The organism is Commensalibacter sp. Nvir (assembly GCF_963921845.1).
GTDB lineage: Bacteria > Pseudomonadota > Alphaproteobacteria > Acetobacterales > Acetobacteraceae > Commensalibacter.
The window spans coordinates 1-18,396 of record NZ_CAWUGZ010000121.1 but is presented as its reverse complement, the minus strand read 5'-3'; the positions used below and the strand labels follow the sequence as shown (position 1 = coordinate 18,396).

General features: G+C 36.5%; 15 protein-coding genes. 10 read left to right on the top strand and 5 right to left on the bottom strand.

Annotation, left to right across the window (positions count from 1 at the left end; translation table 11 throughout):
- On the bottom strand, window positions 1-1,563 hold a 1,563-nt coding region (locus tag AABE15_RS07575; RefSeq protein ID WP_338330686.1), incomplete at its 3' end, for a helicase-related protein.
- A gap of 195 nt (window positions 1,564-1,758) precedes the next feature.
- Here AABE15_RS07575 and AABE15_RS07570 point away from each other — a divergent pair.
- From AABE15_RS07570 to AABE15_RS07560, 3 genes are all read left to right on the top strand, one after another.
- Complete coding sequence (locus AABE15_RS07570) at window positions 1,759-3,171, top strand: amino acid permease (RefSeq protein ID WP_338330685.1); 1,413 nt, start codon at window positions 1,759-1,761, stop codon at window positions 3,169-3,171.
- Window positions 3,172-3,475: 304 nt separating this feature from the next.
- The gene (locus AABE15_RS07565; RefSeq protein ID WP_338330684.1) at window positions 3,476-3,835 is read left to right on the top strand and encodes a MarR family transcriptional regulator; all 360 of its coding nucleotides are present in this window, start codon (window positions 3,476-3,478) and stop codon (window positions 3,833-3,835) included.
- Between the two features lie 116 nt (window positions 3,836-3,951).
- Window positions 3,952-4,539, top strand: a complete 588-nt coding sequence (locus AABE15_RS07560) for a hypothetical protein (RefSeq protein WP_338330683.1) — start codon at window positions 3,952-3,954, stop codon at window positions 4,537-4,539.
- A gap of 34 nt (window positions 4,540-4,573) precedes the next feature.
- Here AABE15_RS07560 and AABE15_RS07555 read toward each other — a convergent pair whose 3' ends face one another.
- Window positions 4,574-5,611, bottom strand: a complete 1,038-nt coding sequence (locus AABE15_RS07555; RefSeq protein ID WP_338330682.1) for a UDP-phosphate alpha N-acetylglucosaminyltransferase — start codon at window positions 5,609-5,611, stop codon at window positions 4,574-4,576.
- 136 nt (window positions 5,612-5,747) lie between these two features.
- Here AABE15_RS07555 and AABE15_RS07550 point away from each other — a divergent pair, with 136 nt between their 5' ends.
- Genes AABE15_RS07550 through AABE15_RS07540 form a run of 3 tightly spaced genes read left to right on the top strand, consistent with a single transcriptional unit; the run spans window position 5,748 to window position 9,308 of the window.
- Window positions 5,748-7,628: a polysaccharide biosynthesis protein gene (locus AABE15_RS07550; RefSeq protein ID WP_408870266.1), complete on the top strand. Its 1,881-nt coding sequence runs from the start codon at window positions 5,748-5,750 to the stop codon at window positions 7,626-7,628.
- 35 nt (window positions 7,629-7,663) lie between these two features.
- Entirely contained in the window at window positions 7,664-8,797 is a 1,134-nt protein-coding gene (locus AABE15_RS07545) for a DegT/DnrJ/EryC1/StrS family aminotransferase (protein ID WP_338330680.1), read from the top strand.
- A 4-nt stretch (window positions 8,798-8,801) separates the two neighbouring features.
- The gene (locus AABE15_RS07540) at window positions 8,802-9,308 is read left to right on the top strand and encodes a hypothetical protein (RefSeq protein WP_338330679.1); all 507 of its coding nucleotides are present in this window, start codon (window positions 8,802-8,804) and stop codon (window positions 9,306-9,308) included.
- A 121-nt stretch (window positions 9,309-9,429) separates the two neighbouring features.
- Here AABE15_RS07540 and ndk read toward each other — a convergent pair whose 3' ends face one another.
- Window positions 9,430-9,852, bottom strand: coding sequence for a nucleoside-diphosphate kinase (gene ndk, locus AABE15_RS07535; RefSeq protein ID WP_338330678.1), 423 nt, complete (start codon window positions 9,850-9,852; stop codon window positions 9,430-9,432).
- Window positions 9,853-9,960: 108 nt separating this feature from the next.
- On the opposite strand from ndk, the gene AABE15_RS07530 reads away from it, so the two are divergent.
- A complete protein-coding gene (locus AABE15_RS07530) occupies window positions 9,961-11,847 on the top strand; it encodes an ATP-binding cassette domain-containing protein (RefSeq protein ID WP_338330677.1) in 1,887 nt (628 codons plus the stop codon).
- A gap of 155 nt (window positions 11,848-12,002) precedes the next feature.
- Here the strand turns inward: AABE15_RS07530 and purN are convergent, their stop codons facing one another.
- A complete protein-coding gene (gene purN, locus AABE15_RS07525; RefSeq protein ID WP_338330676.1) occupies window positions 12,003-12,620 on the bottom strand; it encodes a phosphoribosylglycinamide formyltransferase in 618 nt (205 codons plus the stop codon).
- Window positions 12,621-12,637: 17 nt separating this feature from the next.
- Window positions 12,638-13,741, bottom strand: a complete 1,104-nt coding sequence (purM, locus tag AABE15_RS07520; RefSeq protein ID WP_338330675.1) for a phosphoribosylformylglycinamidine cyclo-ligase — start codon at window positions 13,739-13,741, stop codon at window positions 12,638-12,640.
- Here purM and AABE15_RS07515 point away from each other — a divergent pair.
- The 3 genes from AABE15_RS07515 to AABE15_RS07505 all read left to right on the top strand — a co-directional run.
- Window positions 13,735-14,598, top strand: a complete 864-nt coding sequence (locus AABE15_RS07515) for a DnaA ATPase domain-containing protein (RefSeq protein WP_338330674.1) — start codon at window positions 13,735-13,737, stop codon at window positions 14,596-14,598. The two genes, purM and AABE15_RS07515, sit on opposite strands and share 7 nt — an antisense overlap.
- Before the next feature lie 111 nt (window positions 14,599-14,709).
- A complete protein-coding gene (locus tag AABE15_RS07510) occupies window positions 14,710-16,899 on the top strand; it encodes an RNA degradosome polyphosphate kinase (RefSeq protein WP_338330673.1) in 2,190 nt (729 codons plus the stop codon).
- A gap of 29 nt (window positions 16,900-16,928) precedes the next feature.
- Window positions 16,929-18,396: Ppx/GppA family phosphatase (locus AABE15_RS07505; RefSeq protein ID WP_338330672.1), on the top strand; the 1,468-nt coding region annotated here is incomplete at its 3' end.

Sequence of the window (18,396 nt, the reverse complement as noted above, 5' to 3'; positions counted from 1 at the left end):
CTTCTCATCTTCTGGGTAATGTTTAAAAATTTTAAATGTAAAACCTGTTACTTTTCCTATGAGATGCCCCTCAATAAAAATATCTCCAGATTGGCTGAAAAAAGTATATAATTCAGACTTATTGTGGTTTTTTAAATTTTTGAAAAGCATTGTGACACGTTGATTGATAAAACGGTTCATCAATTGTTCATGTAAGGCGTCCGATAAATTATTTTCAACTTCTTTTGTTTGTTTTTGCCAATAGATGGCATTTTTCAGCCAATTATTTTTTGTAGCGATGTACGAGCAAATACGTATCCCTGATAAACGTTGCATTAAAGTATCAATATCACCTTGATCACAATTAAGGTGATGCATATGATGTTGAAACCAAGGTTCAGGTATACAGCCGTATTGAAGCAGAAAAAGAAACGTTTTTTTACAGATTTTAGCGTGTTGTTCTAAACCTATTTTTTTAAAATCAGGTATTTGGCAATTTTCCCACAATAATTTTGTTTTTTGTGAACTATTGCATAATTGTATAATTTCTGGATCTTGAATTAAATAAATTAAACATTGTAAATCGGAAGCAGGGGCTCCTGCTTTAAGATATGTAGGTAAAGGTTTTTGAGTAAGAGAATTGAAAAGTTGGGCGGGGCTGGTAAAATCTAGAAGATGATTACGCCAAAAAAGTTGTTTTAAGGAGTTGAATTGGTGTGTTTCAATGTCTTGAATTATCTGTGTGCTGAAAGTGGTACAATTTCCAGTTGTTCCGAAAAAACCATTTTTAAAACCTCTTCCTGCTCTGCCTGCAATTTGTGCCGCTTCTGAAGAATTTAAATTGCGATAGTGATAACCATCAAATTTAGCAAGGTTGGCAAAAGCAATATGGTTAACGTCCATGTTTAACCCCATACCAACGGCATCGGTTGCTACCAAATAGTTAACCTCTTTATTTTGATACAACTGCATTTGGGCATTACGTGTTTTGGGCGATAATCTGCCCATTATAATGGCACATCCGCCATGCTGTCGTTTAATGAGTTCAGCTAACGCGTAGACCTCGTTAGCTGAAAATGCAATTACGGCGCTGCGTGGTGGGAGCTTGGTTAGTTTGTTATAACCACTAAAGAGCAACGAAGATAATCTAGGCCTGGTTTCAATTTCGATGCCCGATATAAGTCGTTTTAGTATGGGTCCAATGGTTTCGGCCCCTAAAAACAATGTTTCTTCGTTCCCACGACGATGCAATAGCCTATGCGTAAAAATATGACCTCGATGGGGATCGGCGCAGAGTTGGATTTCATCTATCGCAATAAAATCTACTGGAATATGGGTTGGCATGGCTTCTACAGTGCAGGAATACCATTTGGCTTTAGGGGGGATAATTTTTTCTTCGCCTGTGATGAGTGCTATATGTTCGCAACCCTTTCTTTGACTCATTCGAACATAATTTTCCTTAGCGAGCAATCGTAACGGAAATCCAATGATACCTGAGGGGTAAGCTAGCATACGCTCTAGAGCGTAATGGGTTTTTCCTGTATTGGTTGGCCCTAAAAGAGCCCGAACGCGTTTATGATTCATTGATATAAACTGTCAGGAATGATTTTGTTTCGATAAAGAAAACATAAAAAGATTATAGATTTTTATTGTGTAATTAACAGTTATGAGCCAAATAACTTAAAATCATCGAAGTGCTTAGGGTATAGATAAAGAGTCTTTATACTTTGATAAAAAAGTAAAACAAATTAAACATAGTTTTAGCAGTTAAGGGGTTATATGGATCAAAATTATAACGGTTCTTTAAAAAGGAATTTGAGTAACCGTCATATTCAACTTATTGCCATTGGAGGTTGCATTGGAACTGGGTTATTTTTAGGAGCAGGTAGTACTATTCATTTGGCTGGTCCGTCCATTATTTTGATTTATTTTTTAATTGGTAGCATAGTTTTTTTAGTAATGCGAGCGTTAGGCGAAATTTTGCTTTCGAATTTAAGATATAAATCTTTTCTTGATTTTGTAAGTGAATTGTTGGGTCCATTTGCTGGCTATGTGCTGGGCTGGTCCTATTGGTTATGTTGGGTTGTCATTGGTATTGCTGATCTTATCGCAATTTCAGGTTATACAAAAATGTTTTTCCCCAGCTTGCCCAGTTGGATACCCGCGTTGGTATGTATCGCTTTATTTTATATGCTCAATCGACTCACGGTAAAATTATTTGGAGAAATGGAGTTTTGGTTCGCTGTTATCAAAGTTTTAGCGATTTGTGTGCTGGTTATTGTTGGTTGTATATTCATTGTTATTTCGTTTAGATCTCCCTCGGGTGAAGTTTCGTCGTTAAAAAATATATTTAATAATGGAGAATTATTTCCAAACGGTTTTCAGGGGTTCTTGGCTGGATTTCAAAGTGCAACATTTGCATTTATTGGAGTTGAACTTGTTGGGACGGTTGCTGCTGAATCCAAAGATCCTCATAAAAATTTGCCTAAAGCAATCAATAACATACCGTTGCGTATTTTGATGTTTTATGTGCTTTCCGTTATGGTGATTTTATCAGTGATTCCTTGGCATAGTATTGATCCGAATCAAAGTCCATTTATCGTTCTTTTCTTGTTTGCTGGTTTACCTTCAGCCGCAGCTTTAGTCTATATTGTAGTAATGACTTCAGCCGCTTCTTCGACCAATAGTGGCATGTTTTCGACCAGTCGCATGTTATATGGTTTGGCCTTGTTAAAAAAAGCGCCTAGATTTTTTACTAAATTATCGAATTCTTCGGTTCCTATAAACGGATTAAGGTTTTCTTGTCTTTGCTTGCTCTCTTCTGTAATTTTACTCATCATTGGTAATAAAAATATTGTTGATGTATTTATTCTTGTTGCTTCAGTGGCCACTACTATATGTTTATTTACCTGGTTTTTGATTATGTTGTCTTATATAAAATATCGAAAAAAATATCACCATAGGCATATACAATCTGCTTTCAAATTGCCCGGGGGAATGTTGTCATGCTGGATATGTATTCTTTTTTTAGGTGCTACTGTTCTTACCTTAACGTTACAGTCCAGTACAAGGATTGCTCTTTATATTGGCTTTTCGTGGTTTTGTTTTATTAGTTGTACTTATGTACTTGTACCCAAATCTATTAAACAAAACTGGAGAATACTTATTCTTAAAGCGATGAATAATGAGTAAAATACTACATAAAGATTTTATCACCAAGAGGACAAAAAAGAGACCGAATGTATATTAATGAGCATCAATGAAATTTATCTTCATCTGTTAATATATAAGCGGTAATGTTACGTTTATATTATTATAACTTTTTAATTGCATTTTTTTTGTCTTGGCATTAGTTTGCTAGAAAAGTTATGAAAGAAGCAATATAATTTTATAGGTGAGCTTGATATTTTTATCGTAAATACTCATTTGTTGAATATAATAATTGTTTATTAATTAAAATAATCTTGAAATAGTTTTGATAAAAATGGTGAATAAAATGGTAGATGAAACAAATGCTGGAAAGTATATTAATGTTTTGAAAGATACGATTACAGCTTTGGTGCGGCAAGAAACTCCTGACTTGTCAGCACGCCAATTAGCAGTTTTTTTAATATGTTATTTAAATGAAACAGTACAAACCGTTCGTGGTTTAGCCGCTACGTTAAAAGTTTCAAAGCCAGCCATCACTCGCGCTCTAGATCGTCTAGAAGAATTAGGTATGCTATCAAGAAAAATTGATCCAATGGATAGAAGGTCTGTCCTAGTTCAACGTAGCGACATCGGCAATGACCATCTTTCCAATATACAATCAATCATGTTAAAAGCTTCAAAAGAAATCATTCAGCAAGATAATTAAAGCTTAACTCAAGGCTTCCTTTAAAACCCATCTATGTTCTGAACGTGAATATATTCTTGTTATTTAGAATATAGATGCTACTATTATGACAGTTATAGTCATTAAAGGAAGAAATAATGAGTAAAACAAATTTGTTACTGGCAGCGACTTTGGTGAGCACATCGCTGGTTTTTGGTAATAATATTTATGCGATGGACAATCAAGCATCTAATCGGCATCCTGCAGACGTTTCTAATAAACCTTCCGCAAAAATTTATATGACCTTTCATTCTGCCGATGTGGGCGTCGGTTTTACATGGGGAGATGGTGTTTTAAAATACCATGGGAGAAGCTATCCTTTCACGATTAAAGGAGGTAACATTGTTGCCCTTGGTTTTTCGAAATCTCAAGCAACAGGAAATGTTTATAATCTTAGAAATCTATATGATTTTGAAGGAGAATATGCCGCTGCTTCGGGTGAAGCCACTGCTGGTGTAGGTGTAGGCGCAGCTAATTTAAAAAATTCTAAAAATGTTACTATTTCCATAGATACTAAAACCATTGGGGGCCGCCTAGCAGGTGCGCCAGGTGGTTTCACCATTAGTTTTAAAAATTCAAATGAAAAAGATAATGCTCATTGGAATAAGGGAAGTAATGGAAATACCGCTACAGGTTACACAACAAAAGATTTAAACGAAAAACAACTAGAAAAAATTCGAAAATAAATTTTTAGTAGAAAATGGTAAATAAATTCATATTTTACCATTTTTTTATATTAGAATTTTTCATTCTGTTAACGACATAAAATGTCCATAAAATTTGTGGGGTTAACAGTCCAAGAAAAAGAATTGCTAAATCCAATATTGATTGATGCGGAATATTTAAAGCGAGTATTCCACCCCATATACAAAAAAACCAATGCAATAGGGTAATTAAACTAGCAGGCAGACTAGAACGACGCGCTATTTGATAAAGATGACTGCGGTGGGCTTTTAACAAGGAATCTTTATTTATAAAGCGCCTACAAAGAGTAAAGGTTGCATCGTATAATATTCCAAAAAGTAAACAAAATACGAGTAGGGTTGATGGTGGTACATTGGAAACAGAAAAGGTGGTCATCTGATTCAACGGAGATAAAGCTAAACTTGCTAATATCAGACCACAAGATTGGCTCCCAACATCGCTCATAAAGATTTTTGCTTTCGGGAAATTGTAAGGCATAAATCCCATAAGACCACAAAATAAAGCTAAAGCGATGAAATTAAAATCTATTTGTGTGCTGCTGAAAGAAAAGAAAATACATGTTAACGCGGCAACTCCTGATGCAAGGCCATTTAAACCATCCATAAAATTTAATGCGTTCATCAGGTAAATAGGCCACAAAAATAAAAAAATTATCAGCAAAGTGTTAGAATGTTGAAGTAAAACTCGTGATGGAATACATAGAAAGAGGATAAAGGATGCGATAAATTGCGTTAATAGCTTGATAAAAGCTGGCCATTGTTTTACATCGTCAAACCAAGAAACCACGGACATAATCACAGTCGCTATTAATAAAGCTAAAATGGATAAGGGGTAAGAATAGTTTAACAAAGGAAAAATGACTAGAGTGCCGATGGTAAACGCCGTAATAATTCCTATGCCACCTCCTTTAGGAATAGGTACATGGTGAGAGCTCCTTTCAACAGGATGATCCATAACGCCTATAAGCGATACCGTTTTAACTAAAAAAGCAGACAATGCAGTGGTCGTGACCAACCAGAAAAAAAATATTAAATGAGGAAATAGATTAACCATTTTTTCCCTAAAAAAATTGAATGAATTATTAGGCTATAACGATGGAAGATTAATATTGCAATATTCTAGTTCGACCCCCAACCATAAATATACAAAGCCCGTTAATCGTGTTGTTGTTAATCTTTTTCTTGATGGTATGTTGGCTGCGCTCGCTGCTCCACTAGCAAGATGGTTATGTGTTCCTCAAGAAGGTTTATTGCATCCACTTTGGTTTTTAACCAGTGGAGTGCTAGCTTTATTAATTAGTGGGCTCCCTTTCCACATATCTCAGCAATATTGGCGTTTCTCAGGGGTAGCTGATTTATTAAACATCGCCGCTGCTGCTATTGTAAGCTCTTTTATTTTTACGACTTTATTATATTTATCTGGATATCCTCTTCCATCAAAAACTTTTCCTATCGTTTACGTCTTAGTTCTAATCATTCTTATGGGAGGTGGCCGATTAATGTATCGCTTAATCATGTCCGATAACATAATGCTTGGTTCCAAGCATAAGCAAAATATTTTGTTATTGGGTGATGAGACGAATATTGATTTGTTTATCAGAGCATTAAAAAGAGATACTAAGAATTTTTATAAAATAATAGGTTTAATTTCTTCTAACGAAAATGGTAAAGGCCACCGCATTCACAATACTCCAATTTTAGGCCATGCTAAAGAGTTATCGACTATTTTAGAAACGTTAGAAATAAAAAAACAAATACCTAGTATATTGCTTATAACGGGAGGGGATTATAGGGGGCCGCAATTAAGACATTTAATATCAATTGCAGAAGAAAAAAAAATTCAGGTCAAACGAGCACCTATTTTAACCACGCTTTCTCCTGCTGATTCTGTAGAATTGCATCCCATTGCTTTAGAAGAATTGCTGAATAGACCTCAAGTACCTCTAGATCAGGAAGGTATGGGAAAAATGATTAAAGGCAAAGTGGTTTTGGTTACAGGAGCTGGAGGTAGTATTGGTTCTGAACTTGTGAGGCAAATTTCTCGGTTTGAACCTAAGCTTCTTGTTCTTCTTGACCATAGTGAATATGCGTTGTGGAAAATTGGCATTGAGCTTAGTGAACATAATTCAATAAAGAGCCAATTAATATTAGGAAATATTAGGGACAAAATTAAAATTTTTTCGGTTTTTGATCAATTTCGTCCTGAACTTATTTTTCATGCTGCTGCATTGAAACATGTTCCTATGATTGAACACAATCCTAATGAAGGATTTTTAACGAATATAATAGGCACGCGTGTAGTGGCTAAAGCCGCGTTGAGGGTTAAAGCTGAGGCTTTAATTATGATTTCAACGGATAAAGCCGTAAACCCTTCTAGCTTGATGGGCGCTTCCAAAAGAGTAGCTGAAATGTTTTGTCAAGCCTTAGATACAGCAATTACCAATCAAGAAATGGGTTTTACACAAAACAGTATCAGCACGAAAAAAGATATGGGTTTGCACTGTGTTACAGTAAGATTCGGTAATGTTCTAGGGTCAACCGGTTCTGTTGTGCCCCTTTTTCAAAGGCAATTGAGTCATGGTGGACCTCTAACGGTCACGCATCCAGAGATGAAGCGTTATTTTATGACGATACCCGAAGCGGTTGGGTTGGTTTTACAAGCCAGCGTCAGAGCTACGCTTTATAGAGGGGATCTAAAACAGACCGATCGTATGTTAAACGAAGGAGGTATATTTGTACTAGATATGGGGGAACCGGTTAAGATTACCGATTTAGCGCGTCAACTTATACGTTTAGCAGGCCTCAAACCCGACGAAGATATTACGATACAATATACAGGGTTAAGACCAGGCGAAAAACTTTTTGAAGAGTTATTTCATGGTACGGAGGCACCAATGCCTACTGATCATGACGGTTTGATGATGGCGGTGCCAAGAGCAGTGAATTTAGAGTTTGTTAATTCGCACATTGACGAAATTGAAAAAGCTTGTTTAGAAAATAATATTGATAAAGCAATTAAAATTGTAAAAAAATTAGTACCAGAATTTCATCACAAAGCAAGTTTTTACTAGTGTTAATTCTATAAAATATTTAAAGAAAGTCTATTATGGATCATACAATTTCTTTTTTAGATTTAAAAAAACAACAAAAGCGTTTAGGCAAACTGTTGTTTGATCGTATTGAAGCGGTCACTTCTCATTGTCAGTTTATTCTAGGTCCAGAAGTTGAAGAGTTAGAAATTAAATTAGCCTCTTACGTTGGATCAAAATTTTGTATAGGTGTTTCTTCTGGTACTGATGCCATACAGATCGCTTTAATGACAGAAAAAGTTGGTCCTGGGGATGCGGTTTTTTTACCTGCTTTTACTTATACGGCGACTGCGGAAGTTCCTTTATTATTAGGGGCTACTCCTGTTTTTGTGGATATACACCCTAAGACGTTTCAAATTGATCCTACAGATCTCAAACATAAAATCAAAGCAATTCGAGATGAAAAAAAATTAAATCCTAAAGCTATTATTGGCGTTGATCTTTTTGGTCAACCAGCACCTTGGGAAGCATTAAGGCAGATAGCCTTTACTGAAAACTTATATTTGCTTGATGATTGTGCTCAAGCTTTTGGTGCGAAAATTGGTAATAAGCGACTAGGCAATGAGGCGGATGCTACGGTAACTTCTTTTTTTCCTTCTAAACCTTTAGGATGCTACGGAGATGGTGGGGCTATTTTCACTAATGATCCTGACAAAGCAGAACATTATCGCTCGCTAAGGTCTCACGGAGAAGGGAAAACCCGTTATCAGGTTCTTCATACGGGTATAAATGGACGATTGGATACATTTCAAGCAGCAATATTGTTGGCTAAATTAGAGTTTTTTGATGATGAACTGTTACGCAGAGAACAAATAGCTTGTTTATATGATGAAAATCTTAAACATTTTGTTAAAATTCCAGCAAGAGTTCCTCATAGTTCGAGTGCATGGGCAATTTATTCTATACTTTTGAAAAGCCAAGAGGAAAGGAGTAATGTCCAGTTTCATCTAAAGAAAAAAGGCATTCCAACGGCTATTTATTATCCGCTTCCTTTGCACAAGCAACCGGCTTATAGTCATTTTCACACAGGAGAACCATTACCAATTTCTGAATCTATAGCGGATCGTATATTGGCGTTGCCGATACACCCTGAATTAACTGATGAACAGGTTATGAAAATTGTTCAAGAGGTGTCGCATATTAAGGAATAATTTAATGAGAAAACAAAATCTCTTTTTGACCTTAATTTTGATATTTTGTTTCAGTGTTGTTGGAGGAATATGGCTATTGGTACGACAAAAACTAAGTCCCATAAGCTTCTCTCCCATTGTTAATGCCGAATTGACTTTCGGATTTACCAAAAAGACAAGATCGCTTGCATCACAAGAACTTATAATTGTTAAAAATTGGATTGGGCGTCAGGGATCAGGTTGGGAACCTTTACGCACTAATCCTCCTTCACTAGGCGATGCAGAATTACGTTTTAATGTGGGCTTAGACAAACAAGTTTATCAAAATTTACCTTATAATCAACGTCCTCAACCTTTTTCTTTCATTTTGTGGCTTGGCCTTAATCAGGCAGATTGGAATAATAAAATTTTTTTAGAAAAAAATGTAAATGGTCAGGATACCGTTTTTTTTAAAAATTGTAATAGTGAAGAATTTCAACCTTTACGCGGGTTAGTTGAACAGTATCGTGACCAAAGAGTTGATATTCCTTAGTATTGAAACACTCAAAAATTGCAAAAGGGATGGTTCGTATGGTACTAATTTATATCATCAAAATTCAAGGAAATTTTGTAGAATTGGATTTTTTTTAAGCTAAAGAAAATAAGCGTAACAATTAAGCGTTTATTTCTATTTCAGAAAAAAAGAACCGAATTTCAACGGATGCATTTTTAAGAGAATCTGATCCATGTACTGAATTGGCTTCTATTGACTCGGCAAATTGAGCTCTTATCGTGTAAGGTGCTGCTTTCTTTGGATCAGTAGCCCCCATTTTATCTCTATACGTGGCGACAGCATTTTCACCTTCCAATACTTGAACGATGATAGGGCCACTAATCATAAAATTAATTAAATCGTTAAAAAAAGAGCGTTTTTTGTGAACACTGTAAAAAGCTTGTGCCTGACTCAAAGAAAGTTTTAAACGTTTTTGTGCAACAATTTTTAATCCAGTGTCTTCAATTAAACTATTGATTTTGCCTGTAAGATTACGACGTGTAACATCTGGCTTTAAAATGGATAACGTCCTTTGGGTTGTCATGATTAATATACCTTTTAAAATATAGGTTGTGAAATTATATACGGTTATCTGTTAATAAAAAGGTTTTTGCATGAGTTGTCGATATTTTTTTAGAATAAGAGTAAAGGTGTGAGTACATTAGTTATTCAAAATCTAACGTTGAGGGTTTTTGGGCGTTGTTTGTTAGAAAACGCTTCTTTGACAGTTGAAAATGGTCAAAAGATAGGATTGGTGGGTTGCAACGGTGCTGGGAAATCAACCTTGCTTTCAGCGGTTGCTGGGGAATTGTCGGTTGATAGTGGTGAAATATATATACCAAAACGTGTGAAATTAGCATATGTGGAACAAGAAACCACCTCAGAAAATCGTTCCTTGATTGAATCGGTATTGTCCGCTGATAAAGAAAGAAACAAGCTTTTACAAGCCTTAAAATCAACACAGGACGGCTACCATCTAGAAGAAATTCATGAACGACTAATTGCTATTCAAGCGGACAGTGCCCCAGCTAGAGCCTCTGCTATTTTAGCGGGTTTAGGATTCAATAATAATGAGCAAAGTAAAAGCGTCTCTTCATTTTCTGGGGGCTGGAGAATGAGAGTAGCTTTAGCGAAAACCCTTTTTTTGAATCCAGATTTGCTATTACTTGATGAGCCTACGAACCATCTCGATTTAGAAGCAACCATGTGGTTAGAATCTTGGTTGGAGGCTTTTCGTGGCAGTGCGCTTATTGTTAGCCATGATCGTAATTTGTTGGATCATTCTGTGAATGCCATCGCTCATCTCCATCAAAAAAAATTATCATTAACCGTTGGAAATTATGAACAATTTTTGAGAATTAAAAACGAAAAAACGTTACAGATGAACCGTGAAGCAGAAAGAATAGCTGCAAAACGGGCTCAGATGCAATCGTTTGTTGATCGTTTTCGTGCCAAGGCAACGAAAGCTCGTCAGGCACAGGCCCGTCTTAAAGCGTTGAAAAAATTGCCACCATTACAAGCGATTATTGAAGATACATCGGTTCACTTTGAATTTCCTAAACCGATTGTTTTACCCCCACCATTAATAACGTTAGATAATGTCAGTTGTGGGTATGACCAACGCATTATTCTTAATCACTTGTCGTTACGTATTGATCCAGAAGACAGAATTGCTTTATTGGGGATGAATGGAAATGGGAAATCAACGTTTATAAAGCTTTTGGCTAGTCGTTTAAAACCTTTTTCTGGAATCATGAATGTTCATAAAAAATTATCAGTAGGTTATTTTGCACAGCATCAACTTGAATATTTAAAAATAGATCAAACCCCTCTCGATCATATGGTTGAGGCCTTGCCTCGAGCGACCTTGACAGAAGTTAGAAGTCAACTTGCTCGCTTTGGGTTAGATGCACAACGTATTGAAACAAACGTCAAATCTTTATCAGGGGGTGAGAAAGCTAGGTTAGTTCTTGCACTTGCAACACGACATAGTCCAAACCTTCTTTTATTAGATGAACCGACAAATCATCTTGATTTGGATGCTAAAGAATCCCTTATTCACGCCATTTCTTCTTTTCAAGGAGCCGTTATTTTAATTTCCCATGATCCTCGTTTAATTGAATTGGTTGCTGATCAATTATGGATAGTGAGTCAAGGAACAATTAGGTCTTTTGAAGGGGATATCTATGAATATAGACAAGGGTTGGTTAAGCAGGAAAAAGATCAATCGTCTATTCCTAAGCAAAATTCGTCAATTAAAAATTTAAAGGAATTAAGAAAAGAAAAAGCAGATAGGCGTAGATTAACTCAGCCGTTAAGGCATCAAATGAAACAATGTGAAAAACAAATGGATTTTCTTATTGCTCATTGCAAACATTTGAGAGACAAATTATCTGACAGTCAATTTTATGAAAAGGCGAGTCATTCCGATATAACCCAACTTCAGATTGATCTTGCCGACTACGAAAATAAACTTGTTGAAATAGAAGAATCGTGGTTACACGTTTGTCAAAAATTGGAGGCAGCTGAAGCAGAATAAATGCAGTTTTAATATTTTTTATATAAGATTGCGTCATTGAGATAATTTTAGCCTACAAACAGTGGCAAAAATTATGATCACGGTTTCATGGCTGCCAGGCGTGATCATTGTTTATTATAATTTGTATAGTTTTTTTTAAAGTTTTGTTACTTTATTTAGCCGTTTATTAGAGCGTCCGCTGTTGTTTCAATTTCGTCTCCACGTAAAAATCTTTTTAAAACCCGTGGATACAAAACATGTTCTTGTTCAAGCAAACGCTTGGCCAACGTAAGGGAGGTGTCATTCGGAAGAATAGGTATCACAGCCTGTCCTAAAATAGGTCCTTGATCCATGATTTCATTAACAATATGAACAGTGCATCCGTGGACTTTCATCCCAGCATCCAATGCTTTTGCATGGGTATCTAATCCAGGAAATAAAGGGAGAATGCTCGGATGTATGTTAAGGATTTGATTAGGCCAGTGATTGATTAGGAAAGAGGTTAAAATACGCATATACCCGGCAAGACATATGGTTGAAATTGCGTATGCCTGCAATACAGCATCAATTTGCCTTTCATGTGCTTGTCTATCTTTGCCAAAATCATGATGATCAATAACTTGTGTAGCAATTCCATATTCTCTAGCTCTATCCAGCCCTAAAGCATCAGGGTTATTGCTTATTACTAACTCAACAGAGGCAGGGAAAGACGGTTTTTGAGATGCTTTAATCAAAGCTTCCATATTGCTTCCTCGGCCACTGATAAGAATAGCGATACGTTCTTTTAAAGACATTTTAAGATTTTCCAAAATTAATCATAATTTGGTGAAAAATTAAACTCAGGATTATCACTAAATATAACTTTGGGCTCAGCGTTCTCATGGTTATTTGCGGCGATGTGACCTATGACGTAGGCTTGGGTGTCAGTATTCTTCAACGTGTCGTAGACAGACGCAACATCTGACACAATTAAAACCATTCCTATACCGCAGTTAAAGACCTTGAGCATTTCGTTAGTATGAATGTTCCCTATTTGGGCAAGCCAAGAAAATAAAGAAGGCATAGGCCAACTTTGACCATCAATAATTGCTTGAGTACCTTTTGGTAAAATTCTTGGTAGATTTCCAACAAGACCTCCCCCTGTGATATGAGCAGCTCCATATAATAATCCTGCTTCATGCAATTTTAGCACGGGTTCTGCGTAAAGTGTAGTTGGCGTTAATAATGCTTTTCCTAGCGATTGATTTGGATCAAAAGGGGCACGGTCTTCCCATACATAATTGTTCGATGATACGATGGATCGTATTAAAGAATAACCATTGGAGTGAGCGCCACTTGACGCAAGCCCGATAATTTTTTGACCGGTTTGAATGTTGTTTGGTAAAAGCATATGACGTTCAACAGCACCTACTGAAAATCCTGCTAAATCGAAATGTCCATGTGCATACATGCCTGGCATTTCAGCAGTTTCTCCGCCAATTAAGGCACATCCACAAACGTTACAGGCTTCGTTAATGCTATAAATAACGCGTTTTGCTTGCTCGATTTCTAGTTTTCCAGTCGCAAAATAATCTAAAAAGAATAAAGGTTTTGCACCTTGAACAATTAAATCGTTTACACACATACCGACTAAATCGTAACCAATGGTATCATAAAAGCCGCTTTCGATGGCAACAAGCAATTTGGTCCCGACGCCATCTGTGCCAGAGACCAAAAGGGGATCTTTGTATCCAATAGCTTTTAAATCAAATAGTGCACCAAATCCGCCAAGATTTCCTATAACTCCTGTATGATGAGTTTTGGAAACCTCTGGTTTAATTGTTTCGATTAATGCATCACCCGCAGCGATATCAACCCCAGATTGTTGGTAAGTAGCGTTCGTTTGTTCATACGGTTCAGGTTTTTCTGATGTCATTTATAGTAGAGCCTTATAATATATGCTTGTTAGGTTGTATTTATAAAGTTAAGTTGGTTTTAAGTCATATTAAACTTATTCTATTGTTTACGGTAGATATGTTTTTGGGCAAAGTAAGAATAGTGAAACATAGTAAAAAATTAGAATTGTTTGAAACTTCTAGACAATTAGTTTTACCTTTCGTTTATGCTCCTAAATTTCATTCTTCGCAGTTTATTAATGCTCCCTCTAATTCTGTGGCTAGGGTATGGCTAGGGTTAGATGTAAGTTCAAAAGTTAATCCTTGTTGGCCAGATAACCGATTGGCTATATGGGGAGAGGCAGGTACAGGAAAAACACATTTATTACAAATTTGGGCGGAAAAAAAGTCAGCGCTTTATTTAACGGGATCCGTTTTTGATAGTGATTTGTCCTTAAATTGGTATGATTTTATCGAAAAATTTAAAGCAAAAGCTATTGTTATTGATGATGCTGATATTATTACGAATTCTTTTGAGATGTTGCATTTACTTAATATTGCTAAAGAGTTGTTGTTACCTATCGTTTTGGGAGGAAGGTATCCTCCGGCGCGCTGGAAGTTTAATTTACCAGATTTGGCTAGTCGTTTACGTGCTATGACTGCTGTTGAAATAGAAAAACCAGAAGATGAACTCTTAACAATTTTACTTTTACGTTTAATTGCAGAAAGACAACTTGTTGTTTCGACTTCGGTTATAGAGTGGTTAAATTTGTACCTTCCTAGATCGGCATCTACGATTCGTGAAGCTGTTAGGTTATTGGATGAAGCTGCGCTTTCAAAAGGAAGCGGTATTACTAAAAGCCTAGCAGCAATAATTTTAAAAGGCATTATTCAGTGAATACAGAAGAATTTTATTAAATAAATTGGGAATCATCATCACTTAATCGTTCATAAAGTTGATAATTTATTTTACAGTAAAAATTAATGTTGAACTTACAAAGTCAATCTTATGATGCATAACAAAAAAGATAACCTTACAAGTTCTTTAGAGGTAAAATTAAAAAGAGTTTCGTTTGCAAGGGCAAGAGAAAAAAAAATTCATGCTCCGCACGATATTAAAACCAGTCCAGAACGCTTTATTAATCGAGAGGTTTCTTGGCTTGACTTTAATAAGCGGGTGGTGGAAGAAGCAGAAAATACAAGAAACCCTTTATTAGAACGACTAAGATTCTTATCCATTAGTGCAAGCAATTTGGACGAATTTTATTCTGTCCGCGTTGCAGGGTTGGCAGGGCAGGTGAGAGAAGGTTTAATTACTTCTTCTCCAGATGGATTAACACCCATGCAACAATTGATGGCCATACGTGAACGAGTAAAGGTGCTTTTAATTGAGCAACAACGTGTTTTTAATAAATTAAAACAATTGTTATCCGAAACATCCATTATTGTGTGTCAGTCAAAAAACTTAAATCGTGAGGATCTAAGTTGGTTGCAGAATTATTTTATGGCACGTATTTTTCCTATTTTAACTCCTATAGCACTGGATCCTGCTCATCCTGTGCCATTTATTCCTAATTTAAATATGGCCATAGCATTACGGCTTGTCAGTCAGACTGATGATCGAGAACGTCGGTATGTAATGATTTTGTTACCTTCACAACTTCCACGTTTTGTACCATTACCCGTGTCATTCAATAAACCAAATGTTCAGCGCTTTGTATTGCTAGAAGATATTATTATCCTTTTTGTTGCATTGATTTTTCCTGGTTACAAAATTGGTAATTATGGGTTGTTAAGGGTAATCAGAGATACAGACGTAGAATTCGAAGAAGAAGCTGAAGACCTTGTTCGTTCTTATGAAACAGCATTAAAGCGGAGAAGAAGAGGGGTGGTCATTCATTTAGATATTGATAATCAATTACCTCCGAAATTAAGAGACATTATTGTACATGCTTTAGAGGTTCCTCCTGAAGAAGTTACCACACACAAAGGAATACTAGGTTTGGTCGACGTGAAACAGCTGATCGTTGATAATAGACCCGACTTATTGTTTCCCTACTATACTTCTCTTATTCCTAGCAGAATAAAAGAGTGTGGTGGCGATTGTTTTGCTGCCTTGCGATCGAAGGATTTATTGGTTTACCATCCGTTCGAAAGTTTTGATGTGGTTGTGCAATTTTTGCGTCAGGCTGCCCAAGACCCACAGGTGTTAGCCATCAAACAAACATTATACCGCACGTCAAGCAATTCACCCATTATACGAGCCTTAGTTGAAGCGGCTGAAAATGGAAAATCTGTAACGGCTATTGTCGAGCTGCGTGCCCGTTTTGACGAGGAGGCAAACATAAGATTATCAAGGGATTTAGAAGCCGTTGGTGTTCAAGTTGTATTCGGATTTGCCGATTGGAAAACCCACGCAAAATTAAGTCTAGTGGTGCGAAGAGAAGGGAATATTATTCGTTCTTATGCACATTTTGGTACAGGAAATTATCATCCCATTACTGCAAAAATTTATACAGATCTTTCCTATTTGACATGTAACCCGAAATTGACGCAGGATGCTGCCAAATTGTTTAATTATGTTACAGGATATGCACGTCCATCTCAGATGTCTTCTATAGCTTTTTCACCTTTAACTATTCGTAAAACGCTCAATGAATTGATCAATAACGAAATTGATTTCGTGAAAGCAGGAAAACCAGGCTCAATATGGATAAAAGTTAACTCTCTAGTGGATCCTCAATTGATTGATAAACTTTATCAAGCTTCCTTGTCTGGAGTAAAAATCAATATTATCGTCAGAGGAATTTGTTGTTTAAGACCAGGGCTAGAAAATCTTTCTGAAAATATTACTGTTAAATCCATCGTTGGTCGATTTTTGGAGCACGCAAGGGTATTTGTTTTTGGTAACGGACATTCTTTACCTTCTAAATCGGCGAAGGTATACATGTCATCTGCAGATTGGATGGAACGCAATATGGATAGAAGAATAGAGGCAATGATTCCGATAACACTGGAAGAAAATCATGAGAAAATTTTAAATCAATTAATGGTTGCAAATTTAAAGGATAATTTGCAGTCCTGGGAGTTAAAAAGCGATAAGACATGGCAGCGTCTGGGGGCGTCGACGCATCCATTTTCCGCTCATGAATATTTTATGAGCAATCCTTCATTAGCATCTAGAGATCTTAATATTTAGTTATTTTTTAATAAACAAGGATATACTTTATGAGCGCTTATTCCTTAATCCGTTCAGCTATTGTTGATTTAGGGTCCAATTCCGTTCGGTTAGTTGTTTTTGAAGGAAGAGAGCGAAACCCCGTTATTATTTTTAATGAAAAAGCTACATTGAGACTCGGGAGTGGGTTGGATACAACGAAAAAACTTAATCCAAAAGGGGTCGCGTTAGCCGAAGAGGTTTTAAAGCGTTTTTATGCTATTGCAACGACCATGGGGGCCAAACCTTTTATTGTGTTGGCTACTGCAGCGGTTAGAGACGCAACAGACGGAGAAGAATTTATCAATAAATTACACCAGTGGATGCCTAATGTTTTAATTCGGGTTCTTTCAGGAGAAGAAGAAGCAGATTATGCAGCCGCTGGAGTATTATGCAGTATTCCCGAAGCCGAGGGGTTGGTGGCTGATATTGGTGGCGGTTCAATGGAATTGGTGCAAATATCAGGGCAGGAAAAGTTTAAAGCACAAACGTTGCCACTGGGGGTTATAAGATTAACCGATCGTTCTAGTAGAAAACTCAGTAATGCAAAAACCATTGTTGCAAAAGATTTAAAAACAGTATCTTGGCTCGGCACGGTTAAAAAGAAAAATTTATATCTTGTTGGAGGTGCCTTTCGGGCTATGGCACAACTGTATATTGAATATACGTCTTATCCATTATCTATTGTTCATTATTACAAATTGTCTCTTGATGAAGCCAAACGTATGGTGGAGTGGACCATTGAGAAGTCAAAAGGGAGTGTGAATAATATTCCGACTTTTGTTCATAAGCGTTTTAATGATTTGCCTTATGCCGCTACGGTATTGGGTCAATTGTTAATGAAAATTAAGCCTATAGAGATAATTTTTTGTGCAGAAGGGGTAAGAGAAGGATGGTATATGCGTAACGTTATTTCCGAATCTGCACGTTTGCAAGATCCTCAAGAGGCTGCAGCATTCGAAATTAGTGGACGTTTAGGGCGGGTTAAAGAATTTCCGTTGGCTTTAATGCAATGGACCGATGCATTGTTTAAAAACGAAGATATAAAGCTCAAACGATGCCGTTGGAATGCTTGTCTTATTTCCGATTCAGGGTGTCATGATCATCCTGCGTATCGTAAAGAGCAAGCGTACTATCGAATTTTGCGTACAGCCAGCATGGCTTTTGATCATCCTACTCGTGCTTTTTTGGCATTGGTAACGGCTATGCGCTATGAAACGAGAGTTGATGAATCTTTTTTAACTCCTTCCAAGAAAATATTAACTCACAAGCAGTTTGAACAGGCCGTTATTTTGGGCACAGCCTTTCGTTTGGCATACACACTTTCTGGGAATTTACCCAGTTTGCTTTTGCGAACAAAATTAAAAGTTGGCAAAAAAAAGCTAACTTTGTTTTTTTCCCATAATTTGGATTCAGTAATTAGTGAAGCGGTCAGTAGAAGGCTTTTTCGGCTAGGGCAAGTTATGGGCCTTGAGGCAC